An 18992-nucleotide genomic window follows, 5' to 3' on the forward strand; every position below is an offset into this window, starting at 1 on the left:
CTGACTGAGGTCACCGCCAATGCAGCCTGGTCTCATCGTCTCCACCCTGCCGGTGGCAGCGCTGGTCCCTTATGCCGACAATGCCCGCACGCATTCGCCATCGCAGGTGGCGCAGATCGCGGCCTCCATCGCTGAGTTTGGCTTCGTGAACCCGGTCCTGGTCGACGCCGAGGACATGCTCATCGCCGGCCATGGCCGTGTCATGGCCGCGAAACAACTGGGGCTTGCCTCGGTGCCGGTGCTGCGGCTCGGCCATCTCTCCCCGGCGCAGGCGCGTGCCCTGCGCCTGGCGGACAACCAGATCGCGCTGAACTCGGGCTGGGACGAGGCGCTGCTTGCCGCGGAGATCGCGCGCATCCGCGACGAGGCGGTGGTTGACCTGGACGTGTTGGGCTTCTCCGGGATGGAGCTGGACCGCCTGCTAGCCGCCGCCGACGACGGCCTCGGCAATGACGCCGACGAGGCGCCGCCGCCGCCCGCGGTGCCCGTCACCCGCACGGGCGATCTCTGGCGCTGTGGGGGACACAGGCTACTGTGCGGTGACGCGACGAAGCTGGTCGACGTCCAGCGCGCCCTCGGCGCCGGCCACCTGGCCGACATGGGCTTCGTCGATCCGCCCTATAATGTGGCCTACGAGGGCGGCACCGCGGCCAAGATGACCATCGCGAATGACGCGCTGGGCGGCGGCTTTCCCGACTTCCTCCGCCCCGCGCTGGCCAACCTGCTCTCGGTGACCAAGGGCGCCTGCTACGTCTGCATGTCCTCCTCCGAATGGCCGACGCTGCATCGGGTCTGGCAGGAGGCCGGCGGCAAATGGTCCAGCACCATCATCTGGGCGAAGAACACCTTCTCGCTCGGCCGTGCGGATTACCATCAGCAGTTCGAGGCGATGCTCTACGGCTGGAAGGCGGGCGCGCAGCACTGGTGCGGCGCACGTGACCAGGGAAATGTCTGGCACTTCGACAAGCCGGCGCGGAACGACTTGCATCCGACCATGAAGCCGGTGGCGCTGGTCGAACGTGCCATCCGCAACAGCAGCAAGCCGCGCGACACGGTGCTGGATTGCTTCGGCGGCTCAGGCACCACCATGATCGCGGCGGAGCGCACGGGACGGCGCGCTGTGCTGCTGGAGATCGATCCCGCCTATGCCGATGTGATCGTGCAGCGGTGGCAGGAGACGACCGGCGAAGCCGCTGTGCTGGAGGGTGATGATCGCATCTTTGCCGATGTCGCGGCAGCGCGCGGCGTCGTCGATCATGATGTGATCCAGACCGCCGAAACATAGCAATCTCACGCCGCTGCATCTTGCTTGGCTCGTGCGTGGCACAGCGCGAATGGTCCGTCACACGCAGGGGATGCCCTGCAGCAACAGATGGAGTCGACGATGACCGACCGCACCGCCCGCGCCGCCCGCAACCAGGCAAATAGCCTGGCCGCCTTCCTCGCGAAGAAGGCCGAGTTCGACGCCCTCCTCGCGGAACTCACCCAGGCCAGCGCGGACCACTTCGGCGCGGATCCGGAGACGGTGCTCTGGGGCGAAGCCGCCTGGCTTTCTGATGCCACCGCGAAGCTCAAGGACGTCGCGGACCAGCATCTCAGCCGCGGCGAATACGCAGCCTGACGCGGGCCACTCCCGCACCGCCCCGACCGGCGACGCCGGCGGGGCTCCCGGCAGTAGGGGCCGATGACCGGCACCCGGAACCGGAGACCAACACGATGACCAAGCTTTCCGATACCCAGCGCGTGATCCTCAGCGCCGCCGCGCAGCATGAGATGGGGCTGGCCCGCGCGCCGAAGAGCCTACCGGCCGCAGCGCGCAACGCGGTGTTCCGCAGCCTGATCATGAACAACCTGCTCACCGAGATCAGCGCCCCGCGTGAGCATGTCGGCCTGGGCTGGCGCCAGGATGACGACGGCACCTGGATCGTGGCGCGCATCACCGACGAGGGGCTGCGCGCCATTGGCATCGATCCGAACGAGGGCGACGCGGGGGCCGGCGAGCCCGACTGCTCGGGCATCGAGGGCAGTGTGTTCGATACGGCGCCCACGGGCGCGGAGGACCCGACGCCGCACGGGCAGAACGCCCCGGCGCCCGAAGCCGCCCAGGCCGCGCCCCTGACGGAGGAGATCGCCCTGCTCGACCAGGCCCTGGCGGCACGCACCGCAACGCCGCGGACCAGCGTGCGCGACGCCGCACAGCGGGTCCTCGATGCCTGGGACGCGAGCCCTGCGCAGGGCGCTACCGATAATCCCATCTCCCGCGCGATTGAAGCCCTGCGCACCCAGCTCGCCGGCAAGCCCGCCCGCGCTCCGCGCGAGCCCGGTGCGGCGCGCAAGCCGCGGGAGGGCACGAAGCAGGAGCAGGTGCTGGCCATGCTGCGCCGCCCCGAGGGCGCCACAGTCGCGCAGATCGCGGACGCCACCGGCTGGGCGCAGCACACGGTCCGCGGATTCTTCGCCGGGTTAAAGAAGAAGGGCCACGCCGTCGAGGTGAAGTCGCGGGAGCGGATGGTCGGCCCCAATAAGACCGGCGCAAAGGGCTCCTTCACCGTCTACCACCTCTCGGCCTGACCATTTCGGCACGAGGCGGGGTTCGCCGCAGATTGGCGAACCCTCCCACAGGCCTGAGTTTGGTGTCTGTGCAATAGAGAGCCATGCCGCTCAGCCACATGCACTCGTGCTGAACTTGCCCCAAGGCATTTTCGCTACTGGTCGAAAGCCAGTGCTGACAGGCAAACAGCGCTCCGGCTTGGCAGCAGGTGAGGCACGCGCACGCGCCTCCCTGCGACCAGCCAGGCGATCGTCGGCCGTGCCTAGCGACGCGTTGTACCAAGCGAGGGGTCCACGGCAGGTAGACCAAGCAGGCTGTCGACCTGGGCGACAACCGACGGCGTCAAGCTTCGGTTGGCTGCGGCGCTGAGCTGCTGGCTGCGCGCTCGCGCGATGGCCGCTGTCCGGACTTGTTCCTCGGCAATGTTGGTCGCGGGCAGCGAGAGTGCAGCGCGCATAGCCTGCTGATAAGACGCTATCTGCCCGACGCGAGAATTCGTGGACGCGTTCGCCCGCGCCGTTGGCGAGGCATTCGCCGCATTCAGTGCACCGAGCGCACGGGACAGCGAGGCCCGGTCCGCCGGCGTGCCGTGTTGGCTGGAAGTGCCGGCGCGACCGGCCGGATTGGCCGGTCCGCGGCCCTGCCCCTGGCTGCCGGCATTGCCACTTTGCCCGCTGGACCCGCCGCGGCCAGCGCTGCCGCTGTTACCGGAATTGCCGCTGTTGCCAGCGCTGCCGCTATTCCCAGAATTGCCACTGTTGCCGCCGCCACCGCCATTGCCGCCGTCACCACCGCCGCCACCACCACCATTGCCGCCACCGGCACCGCCACCGCCGCCACCACCGCCACCGCCGCCGGCCGCGAACGCATGGCGACCGGGCCATTCGAGGATTGGCAGCATGGGAGCCGCCATCAGCAAGGCAAACGCAACGGTTCCTGCCAGGAACCGCTTCCGATTCGAGCCAGAACGATGTTCCAGGGAAGTAGAGCGACCTTGTCTGATTTGCATGGCGAAGCGCCTCCATTTGCGCGGCCGAGTATTGCGCATACGTAAAGTCGAAAATGTGGCCGCTGATTTTCCGCATCATCATCTCGCTAAATTGTGATTGTGGTGCTCCGCTTTTAAGGGCTTCGGCCGGAAGCGGCGCGGGAACCTGACACGCGGCCATGCCAGAACTGATCGCCTCCACGCTCCAGGCCGCCCGCCGCCTTAGCATCAGCGACACCGCCATCCGCGGTGGGCGATGGTGGTGCCGGTGGCGGCGGCAGCGCTACGGCCTGAAACGCCGTAAAGCAGCTTAAACGAGCGAAAGCGACCCTTTGATCCGCAACAGACGCTAGATCGGCGACCTATCGGCCGTTACCACGCCCAGGATTGCCGTCGTTTCCACGGCCCGCGTTGTTGCCGCGGCCGCGACCGCGGTTCTCATCGTCCCGTCCGCGTGACCAGGATGGGCTACCGTCGCGTTCATCCCTGCGCTCGTAGGCCCGCCGTTCATCGTCGCGACGATCGCGATAGTCCTCGCGGCGCTCCTGCTCAGCTCGCCATTCGTTGTAGGCCCGAGGGTCATCACGGCGATCACGGTCGTCGTAGTTGCGCCGGTCGCTGTTGCGGTTGGGGGTTAAGACGTCCTGGAGGACATCTCCAAGGCTCGGTAACTGAAGATTTTGGGCCGTGGCGCCGTACATCGGTGAAAGCAATAGCACTCCGACAAGCAGAACGAGTTTGCGCATGGGGGTATCCTCCGGGGGTGGCTCGGCTCACTGATAGCCCAATGAGCGTCCTATGCGCTAAACACTACAAATTTGTCCTGCTTGAGGCAGATTACTTGTTTCTGAGTTGATCAAGGTGCGTGCCTGACCCCCGGCAGACAGCGCAGCCTGCGCCCTCCCGGGCGCTTGCTTGCCGAAACGGCATCATTCGCGCCGTCGCCTGACCATCCTCAATTCTTCGGACTGGCTGCACCGCGCCCATCTCGTGCGGCGGGAGGTCGCCGCCATGCCGGAACTCACCGCCTCCACGCGCGAGGCCGCCCGTCGCCTCGGCGTCAGCGACACCGCCATCCACAAGGCCGAACGGGCCGGCCGGATTGCCCGCGAGCCGGACGGCCGGTGGGATATCGATAAGACCCGCCGCCGCCTGACCGAGACCGCCGATCCCGTCCGCTCGCCCCTGGCCAGTAGCGCCGGCGCGGATGGCACGCCCTTCGCCCGGCTGAAGGTCGCGCAGCTCGCGCTGAAGGTGGAGGCGCAGCGCCTCTCGCTCGACGAGACCAAGCGCCGCCTGCTCGACGTCACCGAGGCCAATGCCGCGCTCGACGAGATCGGCAGCACCATGCGTGACGCGCTGCTGAACTGGCCCGCGTGTGTGGCAGGCCTGATCGCCGCCGAGATCAGCGTCGACCCGCATCTGCTGCAGACCATCCTGCAGAGTCATATCAACGACCTGCTGACGGAGGCGGCCGATCGCTTCGATCCAGCAGGCCTCGGAGGGGACCGGTCTCCGCAGCCGTGAGCATGTGCGCCGGCGTGTCGGCGCGATGCTGCGCCCGCCGTCGCAGCTCACGGTGTCAGAATGGGCCGAGCGGCACCGCATGCTTGGCGGCCGCGCCTCGGCGGAGCCGGGCCCCTGGCGCACCAGCCGCACGCCCTACCTGAAGGACGTGATGGACGCGCTGTCTGCGGTGCATCCTGCCCGCCGCGTCGTGTTCATGAAGGGCGCCCAGGTCGGCGCCACGGAAAGCGGAAACAACTGGCTCGGCTACATCATGCACCACGTGCCGGCGCCCGCGCTGGCGGTGCAGCCGACCGTGGAACTGGCCAAGCGCTTCTCGCGCCAGCGCATCGACCCGCTGCTGGAGGAAACACCGGCGCTGCGGGAGCGGGTTGCGCCAGCGCGTGCCCGCGACAGCGGCAATACCATGCTGTCGAAGGAATTCCCCGGCGGCATCCTGGTCCTGACGGGCGCGAACAGCGCGGTCGGCCTGCGCTCGATGACGGCGCGGTTCCCGTTTCTTGACGAGGTGGACGCCTATCCCGGCGACGTTGCCGGGGAAGGTGACCCCATCGCCCTCGCCGAAGCGCGGACCCGTACATTCGGCTGGCGGCGCAAGGCCTTCCTGGTCTCGACGCCCACCATTGCCGGCCGCAGCCGGATCGAGCGGGAGTACCTGGCCAGCGACCAGCGGCGATTCTTCGTGCCGTGTACCGCCTGCGGCGAGATGCAGTGGCTACGCTTTGATAGGCTGCTCTGGGAGAAGGGTGCGCCAGAGACAGCGCGGTATCATTGCGATGCCTGCGACCACCCGATGCAGGAGCACGACAAGACCGCCATGCTCGGCGGCGGCGAGTGGCGCGCGACGGCAGAGGGCCAGGATCCGCACACCATCGGCTTCCACATCTCGGCGCTGTACTCGCCGGTGGGATGGCTCTCCTGGGAGCAGATCGCGCGGGATTGGGAGGCGGCGCAGGGCAAGCCCGAGGACATCAAGACCTTCAAGAACACGGTCCTGGGCGAGACCTGGCAGGAGCAGGGTGAGGCGCCGGATTGGGAGCGCCTGGTCGAGCGGCGCGAGGATTTCGCTATGGGCGTCGTCCCGCCCGGTGCGCTGGTGCTCACCGCCGGCATGGACGTCCAGGACGACCGCCTGGAATGCGACGTCTGGGGCTGGGCGGAGGGCTTCTCCTCCTGGCTCGTCGATCACGTGGTGATCCCCGGCAGCCCGCGGGACCGCGAGCCCTGGGACGAACTGGCGAAGGTGCTGGCGCGCGACTGGCCCAGGACCGGCGGCGGCAGCATGCGCATCGCCAAGGCCTGCGTCGACACCGGCGGCCGAGACACAGCGGCGGTCTATGGCCACCTGCGGCGCCTGCGGGATCCGCGCATCGCGCCGACCAAGGGCATCGACGGCTGGAACCGGGCGCAGCCTGTCCAGGGCCCGACGCCGGTGGATGCGCTGGTGAACGGCCAGAAGCTCCGCCGCGGCCTCAAGCTCTGGACGGTGTCGGTCTCGACGTGGAAGGCTGATCTCTATCGTCGGCTTTGGCTCGGCCGCGGCGACGCGGAGGAACTGCCGCCCGGCTGGGTGCATCTGCCGCGCGCGATCGACGTCGAATGGGTCAAGCAGCTGGTCGCGGAGCAGCTGCGGACGACAAAGGATCGGCGCGGCTTCGCCCGGCAGGAATGGGCCAAGTTGCGCGAGAGGAACGAGGCGCTGGACTGCGCGGTGCTCGCCCGCGCCGCGCTCTGGCTGCTCGGCGCGGATCGCTACGGCGAGCGGTTCTGGCAGCAACTGCGCGATCAGATCGCTGATGCGCCCCTGCGGTCGAGCGAGGTTCCCGCCGGTGGGAATGTCGCTCTTCAGTCGCCACCACCTGCGCCAGCCGCATCCGACACCCAGCGGCCACGCGGCTGGCTCGCGCCGCGCAGCGGCTGGCTTCGCTGAGAGGAAGACGACCTCGCGAAGGCCATCGCCTGGGTGCTGCCGCGGCCGCCTGTTTGCTGGGCAGCGGCGCGCTTGCGTTTCCCAACCCGCTAACGCACTGTTTCAGAGCGTTTTTTTCGTCTTTCCGGCTCCTGGACCCGCGCCGAGATCCGCACCGGTCGTGGGATCGCTGTCCGGATCGGACATGGTCCGTTCCAGGATTTTCCTCTCGAGCGCCTGTTCGCTCCGGCTGAGCTTCACACTGGCCGCTCCGTCGCCGCCATCGACGGCCGCCTGCTCGCCTCGTGCGTCGACGTAATCCCACTCCGAGCCCTGGTTCCAAGGCCCTCGCATGTCGCCGTTGCCTTGGGACATGTTGTAGTACTTGTCAGTGAATTGTGGCTCGCCCGGCAGCTTACCGGGTGGGAAGTTCATCTCCATTGCGTAAAGCGCCTTCTCGAAGCTCTTCTGATGGGCGATTTCGCGTGTCATCAGAAAGCCCAGCGCGTCCTTGACGCCTGGATCATCACAGAGGTTGATCAGGCGCTCGTAGATGATCTTTGCCCGCGCCTCCGCTGCGATGTTGGACCGCATGTCCGCCGTGGGCTCGGTGCGGGAATCAACATAGGCGGCCGTCCACGGAACACCGGCCGAGTTGGTGAGCGCGACGCCGCCGCCATAGAGCAGGGCGGTCGTGTGGCTGTCCGTCCCGCCAGTGATGTTGGCCATGAGCTCCGCGGCGCCGATACCTTCGGCCATCTGCCCTTTGACGCCCCTGTTCAACATGACAACGATGCTGCCAACGACTTCGAGATGGCTCAGTTCCTCGGTGGCGATATCGAGCAGCAAATCCTTCCGGCCAGGGTCGCCCTCCGCGAGGCCTTGCGTGAAGTAGCGCATTGCCGCCGCCAACTCCCCGTCGGCGCCGCCGAACTGTTCCAAGATCAGGTTGCCCATCCGGGCATCGGGCGCGTCGACACGGACGGTGTACATCAGACGCTTGTTGTGCATGAACATGACGGGTGCTCCTGGAACCAAGCGGTCAACGCTTTGGCTAGGCCTAGGTTGCGGCGCCTCGACTGCCGCAGGAACGGCGTGATCAGGACTGAGAATCGACAACGCGCGTTCGTGCCGTGCGCCGAATTTCAGCTCCAGCCGCAAATTTCACCCACACTGTTTGCCGAACGACAGGGGAAGCCATGGACCCGACCGTCCTCGCCTGGGCGCTGGCACAGCCTGCCGGCACCCGTGCCGCCGTCCTGGCCGCGGCGTTCACCGGCGGCACCACGCGCGTGACCTTCGATGGCCGCACGGTGGAGTACCGCTTGCTGGATGAGTTGGGCCGCGCCCTGTCCGTGCTGCACGCCGCCGAAAACGCCGCCGCGCGCCGACCCAGCGTCACCTTCGCCACCTTCTCGCGCGGGGGCAGCAGGTGATGGGGCGTCTGCGAGATGCCTGGCACGCGCTGCGGGGCTATGCCGCCGCGCAGGACAGCCGCGCCTCGAGCTGGGCGGCCTCCGGTGGCAGCGCCACGGCCGAGGTCGGCGCCGCGGCCCCCACCGTCGCACGCCGCGCCCGTGATGCCGTCCGCAACGACCCCTACGGCGCCCGCATCGTCGATCTCTGGACCGGCAACGCGGTGGGCGCCGGTATCACCACGCGCTGGCCGGACAAACCCCACGCCGAGGCCTGGCGCCGCTGGTCCGACAGCACCGCCTGCGACGCGGAGGGGCGCCTCGACCTCTATGGCCTGCAGGCCCTGGTCATGCGGGCGGTGGTCGAGAGCGGCGAATGCTTCGTGCGCCTCCTCCCCGCCGACATCACGCCGGCGAACCCGATCGGCCTGCGGCTTGCTGCATCTACCGCAAGCGCCGCCCTGGGCAGCTGCGCGACGTCTCCTGGCTCGCCCCGGTGCTGACGCGGCTCCGCGACCTGGGCGATTACGAGGCCGCGCTGCTCATGAAGGCCAGGATCGAGGCCTGCCTCGCCGCGGTGGTCTCCGAGGATGGCGACGACGCCATGACCGGGCCCGCCTCCGGGCTGCTGCGCGACGCCCAGGGTCGTACGGTGGAGAGCTTCGAGCCGGGCATGATCCTGTATCGCCGTGGCATGGGATCCGTGGAGGTGGTGAACCCCAGCGGCGGCGGATCGCACGCTGCTTTCGCGCGGCGGGCGCTGGAGGCTTCCGCCGTCGGCACCGGCCTGACCTATGACCAGGTCGCCGGCGATCTGACGCAGGCGAACTACTCCTCGCTCCGCGCCGGCAAGATCGAGTTCCGCCGCCTCTGCGAGCAGGTGCAGTACGGCATGCTCATCCCGATGCTGGTGCGGCCGATCGCCGATCGCTTCCACGCCCAGGGCGCACTGCTCGGGTTATGGAGCGCGGAGATCCCGGAGGGCCTGTCCCACGTCCCGCCGGCGCACGAGATGATCGACCCGCTCAAGGACACGACGGCGCTCATCGCGCAGGTCCGTGCGGGCTTCGTGCCGCAGCCCGAGGCGGTCGGTGCCTTTGGCTACGACTTCCGCCAGGTGGTCGAGATGATCCGCGAGGCCAATGCCCTGCTCGACGAGCCCGGCCTCTCGCTCGACACCGATCCCCGCCGTGTCGCGAAGTCCGGCGCTGCCCAGGACGCCGCGCAGCTCGCCGCCATCGAGATCGCCGCCACCGGTGCCGCGTCGCCGCGCGCCGAGCCGACACCCGGAGCACAGCCATGATCGCAGGCGCCTACGACTGGACCGACGACATGCTCAAGATCAAGAGCATGCAGAAGAAGTTCCGCGACAGCTTCAACGGGACCGAGATCAACCCGGCCCGCTGGGAGATCGCGGCCACCGGCGGCGGCATTACGCACACCGTCGCGGATGGCGCCGTCACCATCTCCACCGGTACCACGCTCGACGATGAGCTGACGCTCACCAGCCGCACCACCTTCACCATCCCGCTGCGGGTCATGGTGGCGGTGAACATGAGCCAGCGGATCGTCGGCCAGTCGGTGTGGCTCGAGCTGGTCAGCATCGATCCCACCACGGCGCAGCCGGACGGGCGCAGCGCGGCCGCATGGCGGCTGGACGGGGCCAGCGCGACGCTCGGCAACTACGAGGTGCAGAGCGAGGGCGCCCCGCGGCTGGGCAGCACCTCCGGCAGCACCATCCCGACCACCGCGCCCGCGGGCTGGTCGGTGCTGGAGCTCGAGCCGACCAACGACGAATGCTACTTCCATGGGCGGCTGCTCGACACCACGGCGGCGCGGTCGAACTCTCATGTCCGCCATCAGCAGATCCCCGAGCCGAACGCGCTGTATCGCTTTCGGATCCGCGTGCGGAACCGCCAGTTCAACAGCGGCGTCTCGGCGGTGGCGAACAATGGCGGAGGCGCGGTGCGCATCACCCGCGCGGCGCATGGCTTTGCCACGAACGATGTGGTGACGGTCGCCGATGTCTCGGGCGTGCCCGGGGCGACCGGGACATTCACGATCACGGTCATCGACGCGAACAGCTTTGACCTGGTGGGCTCGACCTTCACCGGCGCCTATCTGAACACCGGCTGGGCCTCGGTCTCGCGCAGCCTCGCGCCGGTCTCGAACACCGACATCAAGGTCCAGTTCGTCACCATCGCGGACTATGCCGAGCTGACGACGGAAATCACGGCCGGCCGCGGCCAGTCGGTTGCGGGCCAGGGGCTGGGCGTGAACGTCCTCAGCACCATCCCGCCGTCCGTCACGCCCGTGGGTGGTCAGGCGCGCAACACCAGCGGCGCCGTGCCGGTCCTGGCCGCGACCGGCTACTCGGCCAACCCGATTGCCGTCACCACGGCGCGCGGCGTGGACCTGCTGGCGACGCTGATCGGCGCGCTGGTCACCAAGCCCTACGCCATCCCGGAGGCCGACTGGCAATACGCCGCCGCCGCGGGCGGGATCATCAACACCACCGACGTGGTGCTCCGGGCGGCGGCCGCGGCCGGCATCCGGAATTACGTCACCTCGATCGACATCCGCAATGCGCATGCGACGGTGGCGACGGAGGTGGTGATCAAGGATGGCGCCACCGTGATCTGGCGGCAGCTGCTGCCAGCCGCGATGGCGGCTCCGGTGGAGATCACCTTTCCCACCCCGCTACGCGGCACCGCCGCCACGGCGATGAACGTCGCCTACATCACCACCGGCGCGCAGGTCTACGTCAACGCGCAGGGCTTTGCCGCGCCGTAGCGGCGCCGCCCCAGGAGCACATCTCATGACCGAGCCGATCGAACCGGGCGGGGAATCCCCTGCGCCGGATCGAATGCCCGACGCTGGGCAGTCGATCACCGCGTGCCGTGCGCTTGCCGCGCCCGTCACGGTCAATCGCGCAGCCCGCACCGTCGAGGTGGTGTGGAGCACCGGCGCACGGGCCCGCAACTTCGTGCCCCCCTATGGGCCGATCCTCGAAGAGCTCGACATGGCACCCTCCGCGGTGCGCATGGATGCGCTGCGCTCCGGTCGCGCACCGGTGCTGGACACCCACCGGCGCGCCGGCACGCGTGACGTTCTGGGCCGTGTCACCGCCGCGCGCCTCGAGGCCGGCCGCGGCTACGCCACCCTCCAATTCAGCGGCGCGGACGACGTGGAGCCGGTCTGGCAGCGCGTGGCCGACGGCACGCTGCAGTCTGTCAGCGTCGGTTACCGTGTGCATCGCTACGATCCACGGCCCGACGCCAGCACCGGCCAGACCATCCACCGCGCGGTGGATTGGGAGCCCTACGAAATCTCGATCGTGCCCGTCCCCGTGGACGCAGCCGCCGTCGTCCGTGGTGAGGGGGACCAGGGCACCCCCGCCACCGCCATCGAACCCGCCCTGACCATCCCCGAGGAACCACCCATGCCCGAGACGACGCCGGCTTCGCCGGATCACGCGCCGGCGCCGCCCGCGCCGCCCATCGCCCCGCCCCAGGAGAACCCTGTGACCACGACGCCCGCCAGCACCCCGCCCACTGCCCCGCCCGAGCCGACCCGCGCCATGCCGCCCACGCCTGATCTCGAGGCCATCCGCGCCGAGGCCGAGCGCGCCGCGGTCGCGCGCATCGCCGGCTATGAGCCGGTGCTGGCCGCCGCCCGCGGCCTGGTGACCCCCGACATGCTCGACACCATGCGCGAGGCCGCCATCCGCGACCGCGTCTCCCCCGAGGTGCTGCGCGGTCGGCTGTGGGAGGCCTTCACCAGCGGCGCCGCGCGCCCGTCCCTGCCGGCTCGCCCCGACACCGGTCCGTCCAACGACGACCCGGCGCAGCTCCTCGACGCCATGGCCGAGGCGCTCGCCGCCCGCACCATGCCCGGCTACCAGACACCAGCGACCGGCCGCCACACCGAGTTCCTGGGCTGGCGCCCCTCCGACATGATCGGCGAGCTGCTCCGCGCCCGTGGCGAACGCAACGTGCCGCGCAACCCCACCATCCTGGCCGAGCGCCTTCCACACCACCTCCGACTTCCCCGCGCTGCTTTCGGCTGCGGCCAACAAGATGCTGCTGGCGGCCTATGCGCCGGCGGCACCCACCTACCGGACGCTGTTCCTGCGGCGCGATTTCCGGGACTTCAAGCCGCACCGCCATCTGCGGGTCGGCGACTTCCCGACGCTGCTGCCGCTGTCGGAGAACGGCGAGGTGCAGGCGGGCACGATGTCCGAAAGCCAGGAGCTGGTCTTCCTGCAGACCTTCGCCCGACGCATCCGCGTGACGCGGCAGATGCTTGTGAACGACGATCTCGGCGCCTTCACCGACTTCGCCAGCATGATCGGCCGGCGCGTCGCGGACTTCGAGAATGCGACGGCCTACCAGCTGCTGAATGCGGCGAATGGCGACGGCCCGACGCTCATCACCGGTGCGGCAGCCGTGTTTGGCACGGCGGCGGCGCGAGCCAACAAGGCGGGTGCCGGCACGGCGCTCGATCTGCCGAACCTGGCGCTGGGCCGTGCCGCGGTGATGCGCCAGAAAACCCTCGATGGCCTGCCGATCGCGGTCGGCGCGCAGATGCGCCTGCTGGTCGGGCCGAACCAGGAGCTCGCGGCGCGGCAGCTGACCGTCTCGGTGCAGGCGACGCAGACCAGCAACGCCAACGTCTATGCGGGCTTCGTGCAGCCGCTGGTCGAGCCGCTGATCCCGGCGAACCGCTGGTACCTGTTCTCGGATCCACTGGCGGCGCCGGTCTATGTCTATGGCTACCTGAACGGTGCCGAAGGTCCGCAGGTCACCACGGGCAATGTCCAGGGCGTGGATGGCGTCGAGGTGTCGGTGATCTTCGACTTCGGCGTGGGCGCTATCGACTGGCGCGGCGCCTGGTTCAACCCGGGCACCTGATCACCTCCGCCACCCAACAGGCCATCCATCGTCAATCCACTCAGAGGGCGCCCCACCGGGCGCCTTCTGCGTTTCTGGAGACATCATCCCCATGCGCAACTATGTGCAGCCGGGCGCCAGCCTGGCTCTCGCCGTCCCCTATGCCGGCGGCGTCACCTCCGGCCAGGGCGTGCTGGTTGGCGCGCTGTTCGGCGTCGCCGCCGTCGACGGCGCGCAGAACGCCGTCATCGAATGCCAGACCAAGGGCGTGTTCGACATCACCAAGCAGCCGGCGCTGGCCATCACCGCCGGCGCCCGCCTCTTCTGGGACGATACCAACCGACGCCTCACCACCACCGCCACCGGCAATTTCCAGGTGGGCATCGCCGCGTTGGCGGCGCTCGCCGCGGACACCACCGTCCGCGCGGTGCTGCTGCGCGCCCCGGCGTCCGGCACATGAGCGGCGACCCGAAGGCCGCGCGGGGCTATCGCAACCGCAATCCGGGGAACATCGAGCACGTCCCGGCCAACAAGTGGCAGGGCCTGGCCGATCCACCCTCAGATGGGCGCTTCTGCCGGTTCCACTCGCACCAGCACGGCATCCGCGCGCTCGCCCTGCTGCTGCAGAGCTACCAGGACCGGCACGGCCTGCGCACCGTGCGTGGCATCGTCGCACGCTGGGCGCCGAGCACGGAGAACAACACCCGCGCCTACCAGGACGCGGTCGCCAAGCGCCTGGCGGTCGGGCTGGATGATCCCATCGACCTGCACGACGCCGCCGCGCTGCGGGGCCTGGTCGAGGGCATCATCCGGCATGAGCTGGGCGGCCAGCCCTATGCGCCAGACGTGATCGCCGAGGGTCTGCGCATGGCCGGGCTGGTAGAGCCCGGCATCACCCGCACCGGCACCGTGCGCGCCGCCGCCGGTGCCGCGGCAGCGGGCCTCAGCGCCGCAACCGTACTGGAGGCGGTGGAACTGATCGCCCCGCACGCCGACGGCCTCGCCTCCGTTGCGCGAGCCCTCGGCCCCTGGGGCGTGGCGCTGGCCGTCGCTGGTGCCGCGGCCTGGGGCATCCTCCAGCGTCTGCAGCGTCAGCGGGAGATCGTGCCATGACCGACCACGACCGCGAGCTCGGCGCCATCATCGCCCGCCTCACCGAGATCGAGCGCCGGCTCGGCGAGGGCGACGCCGATATGCGCGAGCTGACCCGCACGGTGACGGAGCTGGTCAAGGCCATGGCAGCCCTCACGGCGCGGTTATCTCTCTCTGCGGTGGGCAGCAGTTCCGGCATGCCGATGGCGGTGCCGGCCACCGGGGCGGCGGCGGCGGGCGGCATCATCGGTGCGGCCATGGGCGCCAAGCTGGCCTCCTGGTTCGGGCTGGGCTGAACCCGATGACCGCCTTTGACGCGGCGCTGGCCGTGCTGGCCGCAGACCCGAACCTCGGGACCGACGCCACCTACCGCGCCGGTGGCACCGGCGCGCCTGTGCCGCTCCGCGTGCTGCGCTCCAGCCCCGATCGCGTGGCGGACGGCTTTGGCACCGGCATCCTCCAGGCCACCGACATTCTCACCGTGCCCCTGGCCACGCTGCCTGCCATTGAACCGGGCGACACATTCACCCTCGGCGCGGACGTGCTGAGGGTGGACAGCGCCGAGCGTGATGCAGCGGGTGTCGCCTGGCGCGTCCTCTGCCGCCGATAGCCCATGCGCGTCACCGCCATCGTCGGCGACCTTCGCAAGGCACTGGCCGAGGAGGTCCGCGCCGGCGAGCGCGCCGCCTCCCGCGCCGTGCGTGAGGAAACCGAAATGCTCCAGCGCGAACTGCGCCAGCAGGTTACCGGCTCGCTCGGCGGCAAGGCGCCCGGCATCGCCAATGCCTGGCGCTCGCAGGTGTTTCCGCGGAGCGGCGTGTCGATGCGCGCGGCTGGCCTGGTGTGGAGCAAGACCCCGCTGGTGATCGACGCCTTCGATCGCGGCGCGCTGATCCGCCCCAAGGGCGGCGGCAAGTTCCTGGCCATCGCGACCGGCTTCAATGCCGCCCGCGGCTGGCGCGGGCGCGGCGACAAGGGGCTGCGCGTCACGCCGGCGCAGATGGTCGCCTCCGGTCAGGCCTTCCTCCGGCCGTTCAAATCGGGCCGGGGCTTCGTGTGGTGCCTGCCGCTGCGGCAGGGCCAGGGCACCGGGCGGCGGCGGCGCACGCGTCTGATCGCCGGTGGAGTGGCCGAGGTCGGCACCGCCAACCGCAAGGGGCGCGAGGCCTGGGCCCGCGGCCTGCTGGAACAGGGGATGGTGCCGATGTTTCTCCTTCTGCCGCAGGTGCTGCTGCGCAAGCGGCTCGATGTGCGGGGCGCCTCGCTACGCGCCCTGCGCCGCCTGCCGCGGCGCTTTGTGGCGGCGTGGGGCGCCGAGACGGGACGGGCGGCATGAGTGTGCGGGCGCGGTTTCTCCTGCTGCTCGGGCTTGTCGCGCTGTCCTGGGTGGCCGTGGCCGTCGGCATGGCGCTCACCTGGGTCACCGGGCGCTTCTTTGCGTCTCTGCTGGGGTGGGCATGAGCATCCGCGAGACCGCCATCACGGCGCTGCAGAACCGGCTCGCCCTGTCGCTGGCCCTTCGCAACCCCCCGCCCAAGCTGCTGCGCAACGAGACGGTGCCGCAGCGCCTGCCGCCCTGCGGGCTGGTGGTACTGCGCGACGGGGAGACGGTGGAGGAGACACCGATCCTCTCCCCGCTCTCCTGGCAGATCGAACACCGCGCCGTGGTCGAGGTGGTGGCGGCCAGCACCACGCCGCTCGACGCACTGCTGGTGGAGATTGGCGCCGCCATCACCGCGGACCGCACGCTCGGCGGCACGGTGGAATGGGCGCAGCCCGGCGCCCCGTCCTTCGACGACGTCGAGACGGAGGGCGCGGCCACTGCCCGCGCCGCCGCCATTCCCGTGACGCTGGTCTTTACCGTCGCCGGCTCGCCGCTGGCCTGACAGGAGTCTCCCCATGCCCCGTGCCATCGGCGCGAATTCGCGCCTGCTCATGATCCCCGAGGTCACCTACGGCACTGCCCCGGGCGGCAACTGGCGCCGCGTGCCGTTCCTCTCCACCAGCCTCGGCGCCGAGCAGCCGCTGCTGGACGCGGATGTCATCGGCCTCGGTGGCAATCGCGATCCTGCCGCGCCTTTCCTCGACACCGTCACCGTTGCTGGCGATGTCGTGGTGCCGATTGATCTGGTGAACACCGGCCACTGGCTGCGCCTGATGCTCGGCGCGCCGACCACCACCGGCACCAGCCCGAACTTCATCCACACCTTCGGCTCCGGCGCGGCAGGGCTGCCGTCGCAGGCGATCGAGACCGGCTATCCCGACGTGCCGTCCTTCGACGTCTGCACCGGCGTACGCGCCGACACGCTGGAGATCGACTTCTCGCCGACCGGGCCGGCGACGGCCACCATCAAGCTGGTGGCGCAGGGCTCGGTGCGCTCGGGCGCGACTTCGGGCGGCTCGCCCGTCACCGCCGCTTACACAGCCTTCAACAAGGCTCAAGGGTCCATCACGCGGAGCGGCGCCGCGCTGGCGCAGGTGACCGGGGCGCGGCTGGCCTATTCCAACAGCATCGAGACGGTGCGCACCATCCGCGCCGATCGCAGGATCGAGGGCGCGGATCCCGGTGTCTCCCGCGCCACGGGCCAGATCACCGCGCGCTTCGAGAATACCACGCTGCTGACACAGGCGCAGAACGGCACCCCGGCGGAATTCGCCTTTGCCTACACCATTGATGCGAACCGCAGCCTGACCATCACGCTGCACGAGGTGTACCTGGCGCTGGCCAAGACACCGATCGAGGGGCCGGCGGGCGTGGAGGCCAGCTTCGATTTCCGCGCGGCCTTCAACGCGACGGCGACGCGGATGATGACGGTGGTGCTGCGGAACCAGCAGGCGGGAACGGAGTATGCGTGACGCTCATGACGCTGGTGACGTTCGTGCCATCGTCCGGAAGCATGGGGCGGCGAGCCGTCGTTGCCCGAGAGCGAAGGCTCCTCAAGCCTACCGCGCGAAAGGTCGCCACGCCATGCGCCGCGCCGCGCTAGACATCGATCCGGAAGCCCAACTCCACCTGGGAGGCCGGGATGCCGCCTTTGATGCCCCAGTTCTCCGCCGGCGGCTCGATCATCACGATGCGACTCTCCAGCGGCGGCACGCCGAGGCGCTCGAGGTTGTCCACGATCGCCCGGTACAGGGCACGCTTCGCCTCAGTCGAGCGCGCAGCGATGCCCACGATCTCAACGCGCGTGTAGCGGTCCGAACGCCCGGCCGGGACGATGCGCCGAGCCTCGCCATAGAGATCGAGGACGACGTCGCGGTCGCCCTCGGGGATGCGGAATGCGCTCACCAGGGCGGACTGTACTGCCGCAATCAGCGCAGCCTCATGACCGACGGCCCAAAGGCCAGTGGCAATCCGAACGCAAGGCATGTCGTTCCTTCCTGCTTTGCCGCCCGGGGTCAGACCCGCGTCGTCCCCAGGTCCAACCCCATCGCCAGGCGGCCGGCGGTGATGAAGTTGTGCGGCGACATGGCGACGTGCTGAACCGAGGCGCGCAGGTCCCGCAACTGGCGCGGTAGCCGGCCCGCCTCCAGGATCGCCGCGGAGCCTGCCATGCCTTCCAACATGCCTGCGACGCGCAGCGCCGTCTCGGCGGCATGCGCCGCGGCCTGGCGCAGGCCGATCCGCAGGGGGAACACTTCCGTCTCGCCGCGCTCCAGCGCCACCACCAGCGCCTGCATGGCCTCGACCAGCAGCGCGCGGCCCGCGCGCAGGAGCGCGTCAGCACGCCCGACATCGGACTGGATCACCTCCCGCTCGCGCAGCGGCTGGGAGGTGCCGACGCGCACCTTGTCACGCGCCACCGCCACGAAGTCATCGAGCGCGGCGCGCGCCAGCGCCAGCGGCACCACCGCGACGCTCCAGGAAAAGCTGCTGATCACCGGCATGCGATAGACCACGCCCGGCTGCGTCGCGCGCTGGTCCGGGAAGCCGAAGGCAAGCTCGGCGGGGACGAAGACGTCCTCCATGACCCAGTCGCAACTGCCGGTGCCCCGCAGGCCAGAGACATGCCAGTTGTCGATCACGCGCGCCGCGCCGATCGGCGCGCAGCACATGATCATGGGCGCTAGCCCCTCCCGGCCCCGCTGCTCCACTGCGCAAAGGCCGGTCACCGCGGTCGCGCCATGGATGCCGCTGCCGAAGGGCCACCTTCCGCTGACGCGAAAGCCGCCTTCCACCGGCACCGCCTGCCCCACCGCGCCCGTCGCGGTCACCATGAAGGCGCGCGGGTCGCCGAACAGGCCGTGGGCCGCGTCCGGCTCCAGGTAGCCGGCGATGCGGCTAGCGCCACCGCCATTGCCGACTACCCAGCCGACCGAGGCATCCAGCGCCGCGGCCGCCTCCACCACCTCCATGAAGCTGAAGGGCGAGACCTCCGGCCCGCCGAGCGCCCGCGGCAACCAGAGCCGGAACAGTCCCGCCTCCGCCAGCGCGCCGAACAGCGGCGCGGGCAGGCGCCGCTCCTGCTCGATGGCCTCCCGGCATTCCGCCACCATCCGTGCGAGAGCACGCACTCGGTCCAGCAGCAAGGCAACTGTCTCGGCTTCCTGCGCGTGCATGCTCGGGTCTCCCCCTCCCGCCACAGCCTCGGCCGGCCCGCGATCAAGCTGCAACTGC

General features: G+C 69.9%; 24 protein-coding genes. 18 read left to right on the forward strand and 6 right to left on the reverse strand.

Annotated features, from left to right (window positions below):
* Positions 1-19 precede the first annotated feature (19 nt).
* The 3 genes from ACFHNC_RS22375 (at position 20) to ACFHNC_RS22385 (ending at position 2571) form a co-directional block, all read left to right on the forward strand.
* Complete coding sequence (locus ACFHNC_RS22375) at positions 20-1285, forward strand: site-specific DNA-methyltransferase (protein WP_437171462.1); 1266 nt, start codon at positions 20-22, stop codon at positions 1283-1285.
* 99 nt (positions 1286-1384) lie between these two features.
* A complete protein-coding gene (locus tag ACFHNC_RS22380; protein WP_437171463.1) occupies positions 1385-1621 on the forward strand; it encodes a hypothetical protein in 237 nt (78 codons plus the stop codon).
* Between the two features lie 95 nt (positions 1622-1716).
* Entirely contained in the window at positions 1717-2571 is an 855-nt protein-coding gene (locus ACFHNC_RS22385) for a DUF3489 domain-containing protein (RefSeq protein ID WP_437171464.1), read from the forward strand.
* Positions 2572-2813: 242 nt separating this feature from the next.
* On the opposite strand, the gene ACFHNC_RS22390 is transcribed toward ACFHNC_RS22385, so the two are convergent.
* Positions 2814-3452 carry a hypothetical protein gene (locus ACFHNC_RS22390; RefSeq protein WP_437171465.1) on the reverse strand — a complete coding sequence of 213 codons (639 nt, stop codon included), beginning with the start codon at positions 3450-3452 and terminating at the stop codon, positions 2814-2816.
* Between the two features lie 449 nt (positions 3453-3901).
* The gene (locus tag ACFHNC_RS22395) at positions 3902-4285 is read right to left on the reverse strand and encodes a hypothetical protein (protein ID WP_437171466.1); all 384 of its coding nucleotides are present in this window, start codon (positions 4283-4285) and stop codon (positions 3902-3904) included.
* Between the two features lie 265 nt (positions 4286-4550).
* On the opposite strand from ACFHNC_RS22395, the gene ACFHNC_RS22400 reads away from it, so the two are divergent.
* Both ACFHNC_RS22400 and ACFHNC_RS22405 read left to right on the forward strand, forming a co-directional pair.
* The gene (locus tag ACFHNC_RS22400) at positions 4551-5066 is read left to right on the forward strand and encodes a hypothetical protein (protein ID WP_437171467.1); all 516 of its coding nucleotides are present in this window, start codon (positions 4551-4553) and stop codon (positions 5064-5066) included.
* 25 nt (positions 5067-5091) lie between these two features.
* The gene (locus ACFHNC_RS22405; RefSeq protein WP_437171468.1) at positions 5092-6996 is read left to right on the forward strand and encodes a phage terminase large subunit family protein; all 1905 of its coding nucleotides are present in this window, start codon (positions 5092-5094) and stop codon (positions 6994-6996) included.
* Between the two features lie 102 nt (positions 6997-7098).
* Here the strand turns inward: ACFHNC_RS22405 and ACFHNC_RS22410 are convergent, their stop codons facing one another.
* Positions 7099-7992 (reverse strand): manganese catalase family protein, encoded by an 894-nt coding sequence (locus ACFHNC_RS22410; RefSeq protein ID WP_437171469.1) that lies wholly within the window; start codon positions 7990-7992, stop codon positions 7099-7101.
* A 182-nt stretch (positions 7993-8174) separates the two neighbouring features.
* Between ACFHNC_RS22410 and ACFHNC_RS22415 the strand changes: the two genes are divergently transcribed.
* The 4 genes from ACFHNC_RS22415 to ACFHNC_RS22430 are packed head-to-tail and all read left to right on the forward strand — an operon-like array spanning position 8175 to position 11183.
* Positions 8175-8411: a phage head-tail joining protein gene (locus tag ACFHNC_RS22415; protein ID WP_437171470.1), complete on the forward strand. Its 237-nt coding sequence runs from the start codon at positions 8175-8177 to the stop codon at positions 8409-8411.
* Positions 8411-8893, forward strand: a complete 483-nt coding sequence (locus ACFHNC_RS22420; RefSeq protein ID WP_437171471.1) for a phage portal protein — start codon at positions 8411-8413, stop codon at positions 8891-8893. Before ACFHNC_RS22415 ends, ACFHNC_RS22420 begins: the two co-directional genes overlap by 1 nt.
* Positions 8860-9693: a phage portal protein gene (locus ACFHNC_RS22425; protein ID WP_437171508.1), complete on the forward strand. Its 834-nt coding sequence runs from the start codon at positions 8860-8862 to the stop codon at positions 9691-9693. The genes ACFHNC_RS22420 and ACFHNC_RS22425 overlap by 34 nt, the downstream gene beginning before the upstream one ends.
* Positions 9690-11183, forward strand: coding sequence for a ubiquitin-activating E1 FCCH domain-containing protein (locus tag ACFHNC_RS22430; protein WP_437171472.1), 1494 nt, complete (start codon positions 9690-9692; stop codon positions 11181-11183). Before ACFHNC_RS22425 ends, ACFHNC_RS22430 begins: the two co-directional genes overlap by 4 nt.
* 678 nt (positions 11184-11861) lie before the next feature.
* Here the strand turns inward: ACFHNC_RS22430 and ACFHNC_RS22435 are convergent.
* On the reverse strand, positions 11862-11999 hold the full coding sequence (locus ACFHNC_RS22435; protein WP_437171473.1) for a hypothetical protein: 138 nt from the start codon (positions 11997-11999) through the stop codon (positions 11862-11864).
* 371 nt (positions 12000-12370) lie between these two features.
* Between ACFHNC_RS22435 and ACFHNC_RS22440 the strand changes: the two genes are divergently transcribed.
* The 9 genes from ACFHNC_RS22440 (at position 12371) to ACFHNC_RS22480 (ending at position 17230) form a co-directional block, all read left to right on the forward strand.
* Positions 12371-13303: a phage major capsid protein gene (locus ACFHNC_RS22440; protein ID WP_437171474.1), complete on the forward strand. Its 933-nt coding sequence runs from the start codon at positions 12371-12373 to the stop codon at positions 13301-13303.
* A gap of 91 nt (positions 13304-13394) precedes the next feature.
* Positions 13395-13742, forward strand: coding sequence for a DUF2190 family protein (locus ACFHNC_RS22445; protein WP_437171475.1), 348 nt, complete (start codon positions 13395-13397; stop codon positions 13740-13742).
* Positions 13739-14395 carry a structural protein gene (locus ACFHNC_RS22450; RefSeq protein WP_437171476.1) on the forward strand — a complete coding sequence of 219 codons (657 nt, stop codon included), beginning with the start codon at positions 13739-13741 and terminating at the stop codon, positions 14393-14395. Before ACFHNC_RS22445 ends, ACFHNC_RS22450 begins: the two co-directional genes overlap by 4 nt.
* Positions 14392-14670, forward strand: coding sequence for a hypothetical protein (locus ACFHNC_RS22455; RefSeq protein WP_437171477.1), 279 nt, complete (start codon positions 14392-14394; stop codon positions 14668-14670). Before ACFHNC_RS22450 ends, ACFHNC_RS22455 begins: the two co-directional genes overlap by 4 nt.
* 5 nt (positions 14671-14675) lie before the next feature.
* Positions 14676-14984 carry a head-tail joining protein gene (locus ACFHNC_RS22460; protein WP_437171478.1) on the forward strand — a complete coding sequence of 103 codons (309 nt, stop codon included), beginning with the start codon at positions 14676-14678 and terminating at the stop codon, positions 14982-14984.
* A 3-nt stretch (positions 14985-14987) separates the two neighbouring features.
* The gene (locus ACFHNC_RS22465; protein ID WP_437171479.1) at positions 14988-15710 is read left to right on the forward strand and encodes a DUF6441 family protein; all 723 of its coding nucleotides are present in this window, start codon (positions 14988-14990) and stop codon (positions 15708-15710) included.
* Complete coding sequence (locus tag ACFHNC_RS22470) at positions 15707-15835, forward strand: hypothetical protein (protein WP_437171480.1); 129 nt, start codon at positions 15707-15709, stop codon at positions 15833-15835. Before ACFHNC_RS22465 ends, ACFHNC_RS22470 begins: the two co-directional genes overlap by 4 nt.
* Complete coding sequence (locus ACFHNC_RS22475; protein WP_437171481.1) at positions 15832-16260, forward strand: hypothetical protein; 429 nt, start codon at positions 15832-15834, stop codon at positions 16258-16260. The genes ACFHNC_RS22470 and ACFHNC_RS22475 overlap by 4 nt, the downstream gene beginning before the upstream one ends.
* A gap of 13 nt (positions 16261-16273) precedes the next feature.
* Positions 16274-17230 carry a phage tail tube protein gene (locus ACFHNC_RS22480; protein ID WP_437171482.1) on the forward strand — a complete coding sequence of 319 codons (957 nt, stop codon included), beginning with the start codon at positions 16274-16276 and terminating at the stop codon, positions 17228-17230.
* A 127-nt stretch (positions 17231-17357) separates the two neighbouring features.
* Here the strand turns inward: ACFHNC_RS22480 and ACFHNC_RS22485 are convergent, their stop codons facing one another.
* Complete coding sequence (locus ACFHNC_RS22485) at positions 17358-17663, reverse strand: tautomerase family protein (protein WP_437171483.1); 306 nt, start codon at positions 17661-17663, stop codon at positions 17358-17360.
* Positions 17664-17773: 110 nt separating this feature from the next.
* Positions 17774-18934 carry an acyl-CoA dehydrogenase family protein gene (locus tag ACFHNC_RS22490; protein WP_437171484.1) on the reverse strand — a complete coding sequence of 387 codons (1161 nt, stop codon included), beginning with the start codon at positions 18932-18934 and terminating at the stop codon, positions 17774-17776.
* Positions 18935-18992: the final 58 nt, after the last annotated feature.

Origin of the sequence: Falsiroseomonas sp. E2-1-a4, assembly GCF_051433165.1 — a bacterium.
Classification (GTDB): Bacteria; Pseudomonadota; Alphaproteobacteria; order Acetobacterales; family Acetobacteraceae; genus Falsiroseomonas.

Bases quoted from the DNA above. Each gene is read 5' to 3' on its own strand.
- ACFHNC_RS22410 (WP_437171469.1), bottom strand. From the start codon at position 7,992: ATGTTCATGCACAACAAGCGTCTGATGTACACCGTCCGTGTCGACGCG.
- ACFHNC_RS22435 (WP_437171473.1), bottom strand. From the start codon at position 11,999: ATGGCCTCGAGATCAGGCGTGGGCGGCATGGCGCGGGTCGGCTCGGGC.
- ACFHNC_RS22460 (WP_437171478.1), top strand. From the start codon at position 14,676: ATGACCGCCTTTGACGCGGCGCTGGCCGTGCTGGCCGCAGACCCGAAC.
- ACFHNC_RS22455 (WP_437171477.1), top strand. From the start codon at position 14,392: ATGACCGACCACGACCGCGAGCTCGGCGCCATCATCGCCCGCCTCACC.
- ACFHNC_RS22445 (WP_437171475.1), top strand. From the start codon at position 13,395: ATGCGCAACTATGTGCAGCCGGGCGCCAGCCTGGCTCTCGCCGTCCCC.
- ACFHNC_RS22385 (WP_437171464.1), top strand. From the start codon at position 1,717: ATGACCAAGCTTTCCGATACCCAGCGCGTGATCCTCAGCGCCGCCGCG.
- ACFHNC_RS22475 (WP_437171481.1), top strand. From the start codon at position 15,832: ATGAGCATCCGCGAGACCGCCATCACGGCGCTGCAGAACCGGCTCGCC.
- ACFHNC_RS22420 (WP_437171471.1), top strand. From the start codon at position 8,411: ATGGGGCGTCTGCGAGATGCCTGGCACGCGCTGCGGGGCTATGCCGCC.
- ACFHNC_RS22480 (WP_437171482.1), top strand. From the start codon at position 16,274: ATGCCCCGTGCCATCGGCGCGAATTCGCGCCTGCTCATGATCCCCGAG.
- ACFHNC_RS22450 (WP_437171476.1), top strand. From the start codon at position 13,739: ATGAGCGGCGACCCGAAGGCCGCGCGGGGCTATCGCAACCGCAATCCG.
- ACFHNC_RS22400 (WP_437171467.1), top strand. From the start codon at position 4,551: ATGCCGGAACTCACCGCCTCCACGCGCGAGGCCGCCCGTCGCCTCGGC.
- ACFHNC_RS22380 (WP_437171463.1), top strand. From the start codon at position 1,385: ATGACCGACCGCACCGCCCGCGCCGCCCGCAACCAGGCAAATAGCCTG.
- ACFHNC_RS22415 (WP_437171470.1), top strand. From the start codon at position 8,175: ATGGACCCGACCGTCCTCGCCTGGGCGCTGGCACAGCCTGCCGGCACC.
- ACFHNC_RS22395 (WP_437171466.1), bottom strand. From the start codon at position 4,285: ATGCGCAAACTCGTTCTGCTTGTCGGAGTGCTATTGCTTTCACCGATG.
- ACFHNC_RS22465 (WP_437171479.1), top strand. From the start codon at position 14,988: ATGCGCGTCACCGCCATCGTCGGCGACCTTCGCAAGGCACTGGCCGAG.
- ACFHNC_RS22405 (WP_437171468.1), top strand. From the start codon at position 5,092: ATGCTGCGCCCGCCGTCGCAGCTCACGGTGTCAGAATGGGCCGAGCGG.
- ACFHNC_RS22490 (WP_437171484.1), bottom strand. From the start codon at position 18,934: ATGCACGCGCAGGAAGCCGAGACAGTTGCCTTGCTGCTGGACCGAGTG.
- ACFHNC_RS22390 (WP_437171465.1), bottom strand. From the start codon at position 3,452: ATGCTGCCAATCCTCGAATGGCCCGGTCGCCATGCGTTCGCGGCCGGC.
- ACFHNC_RS22430 (WP_437171472.1), top strand. From the start codon at position 9,690: ATGATCGCAGGCGCCTACGACTGGACCGACGACATGCTCAAGATCAAG.
- ACFHNC_RS22470 (WP_437171480.1), top strand. From the start codon at position 15,707: ATGAGTGTGCGGGCGCGGTTTCTCCTGCTGCTCGGGCTTGTCGCGCTG.
- ACFHNC_RS22375 (WP_437171462.1), top strand. From the start codon at position 20: ATGCAGCCTGGTCTCATCGTCTCCACCCTGCCGGTGGCAGCGCTGGTC.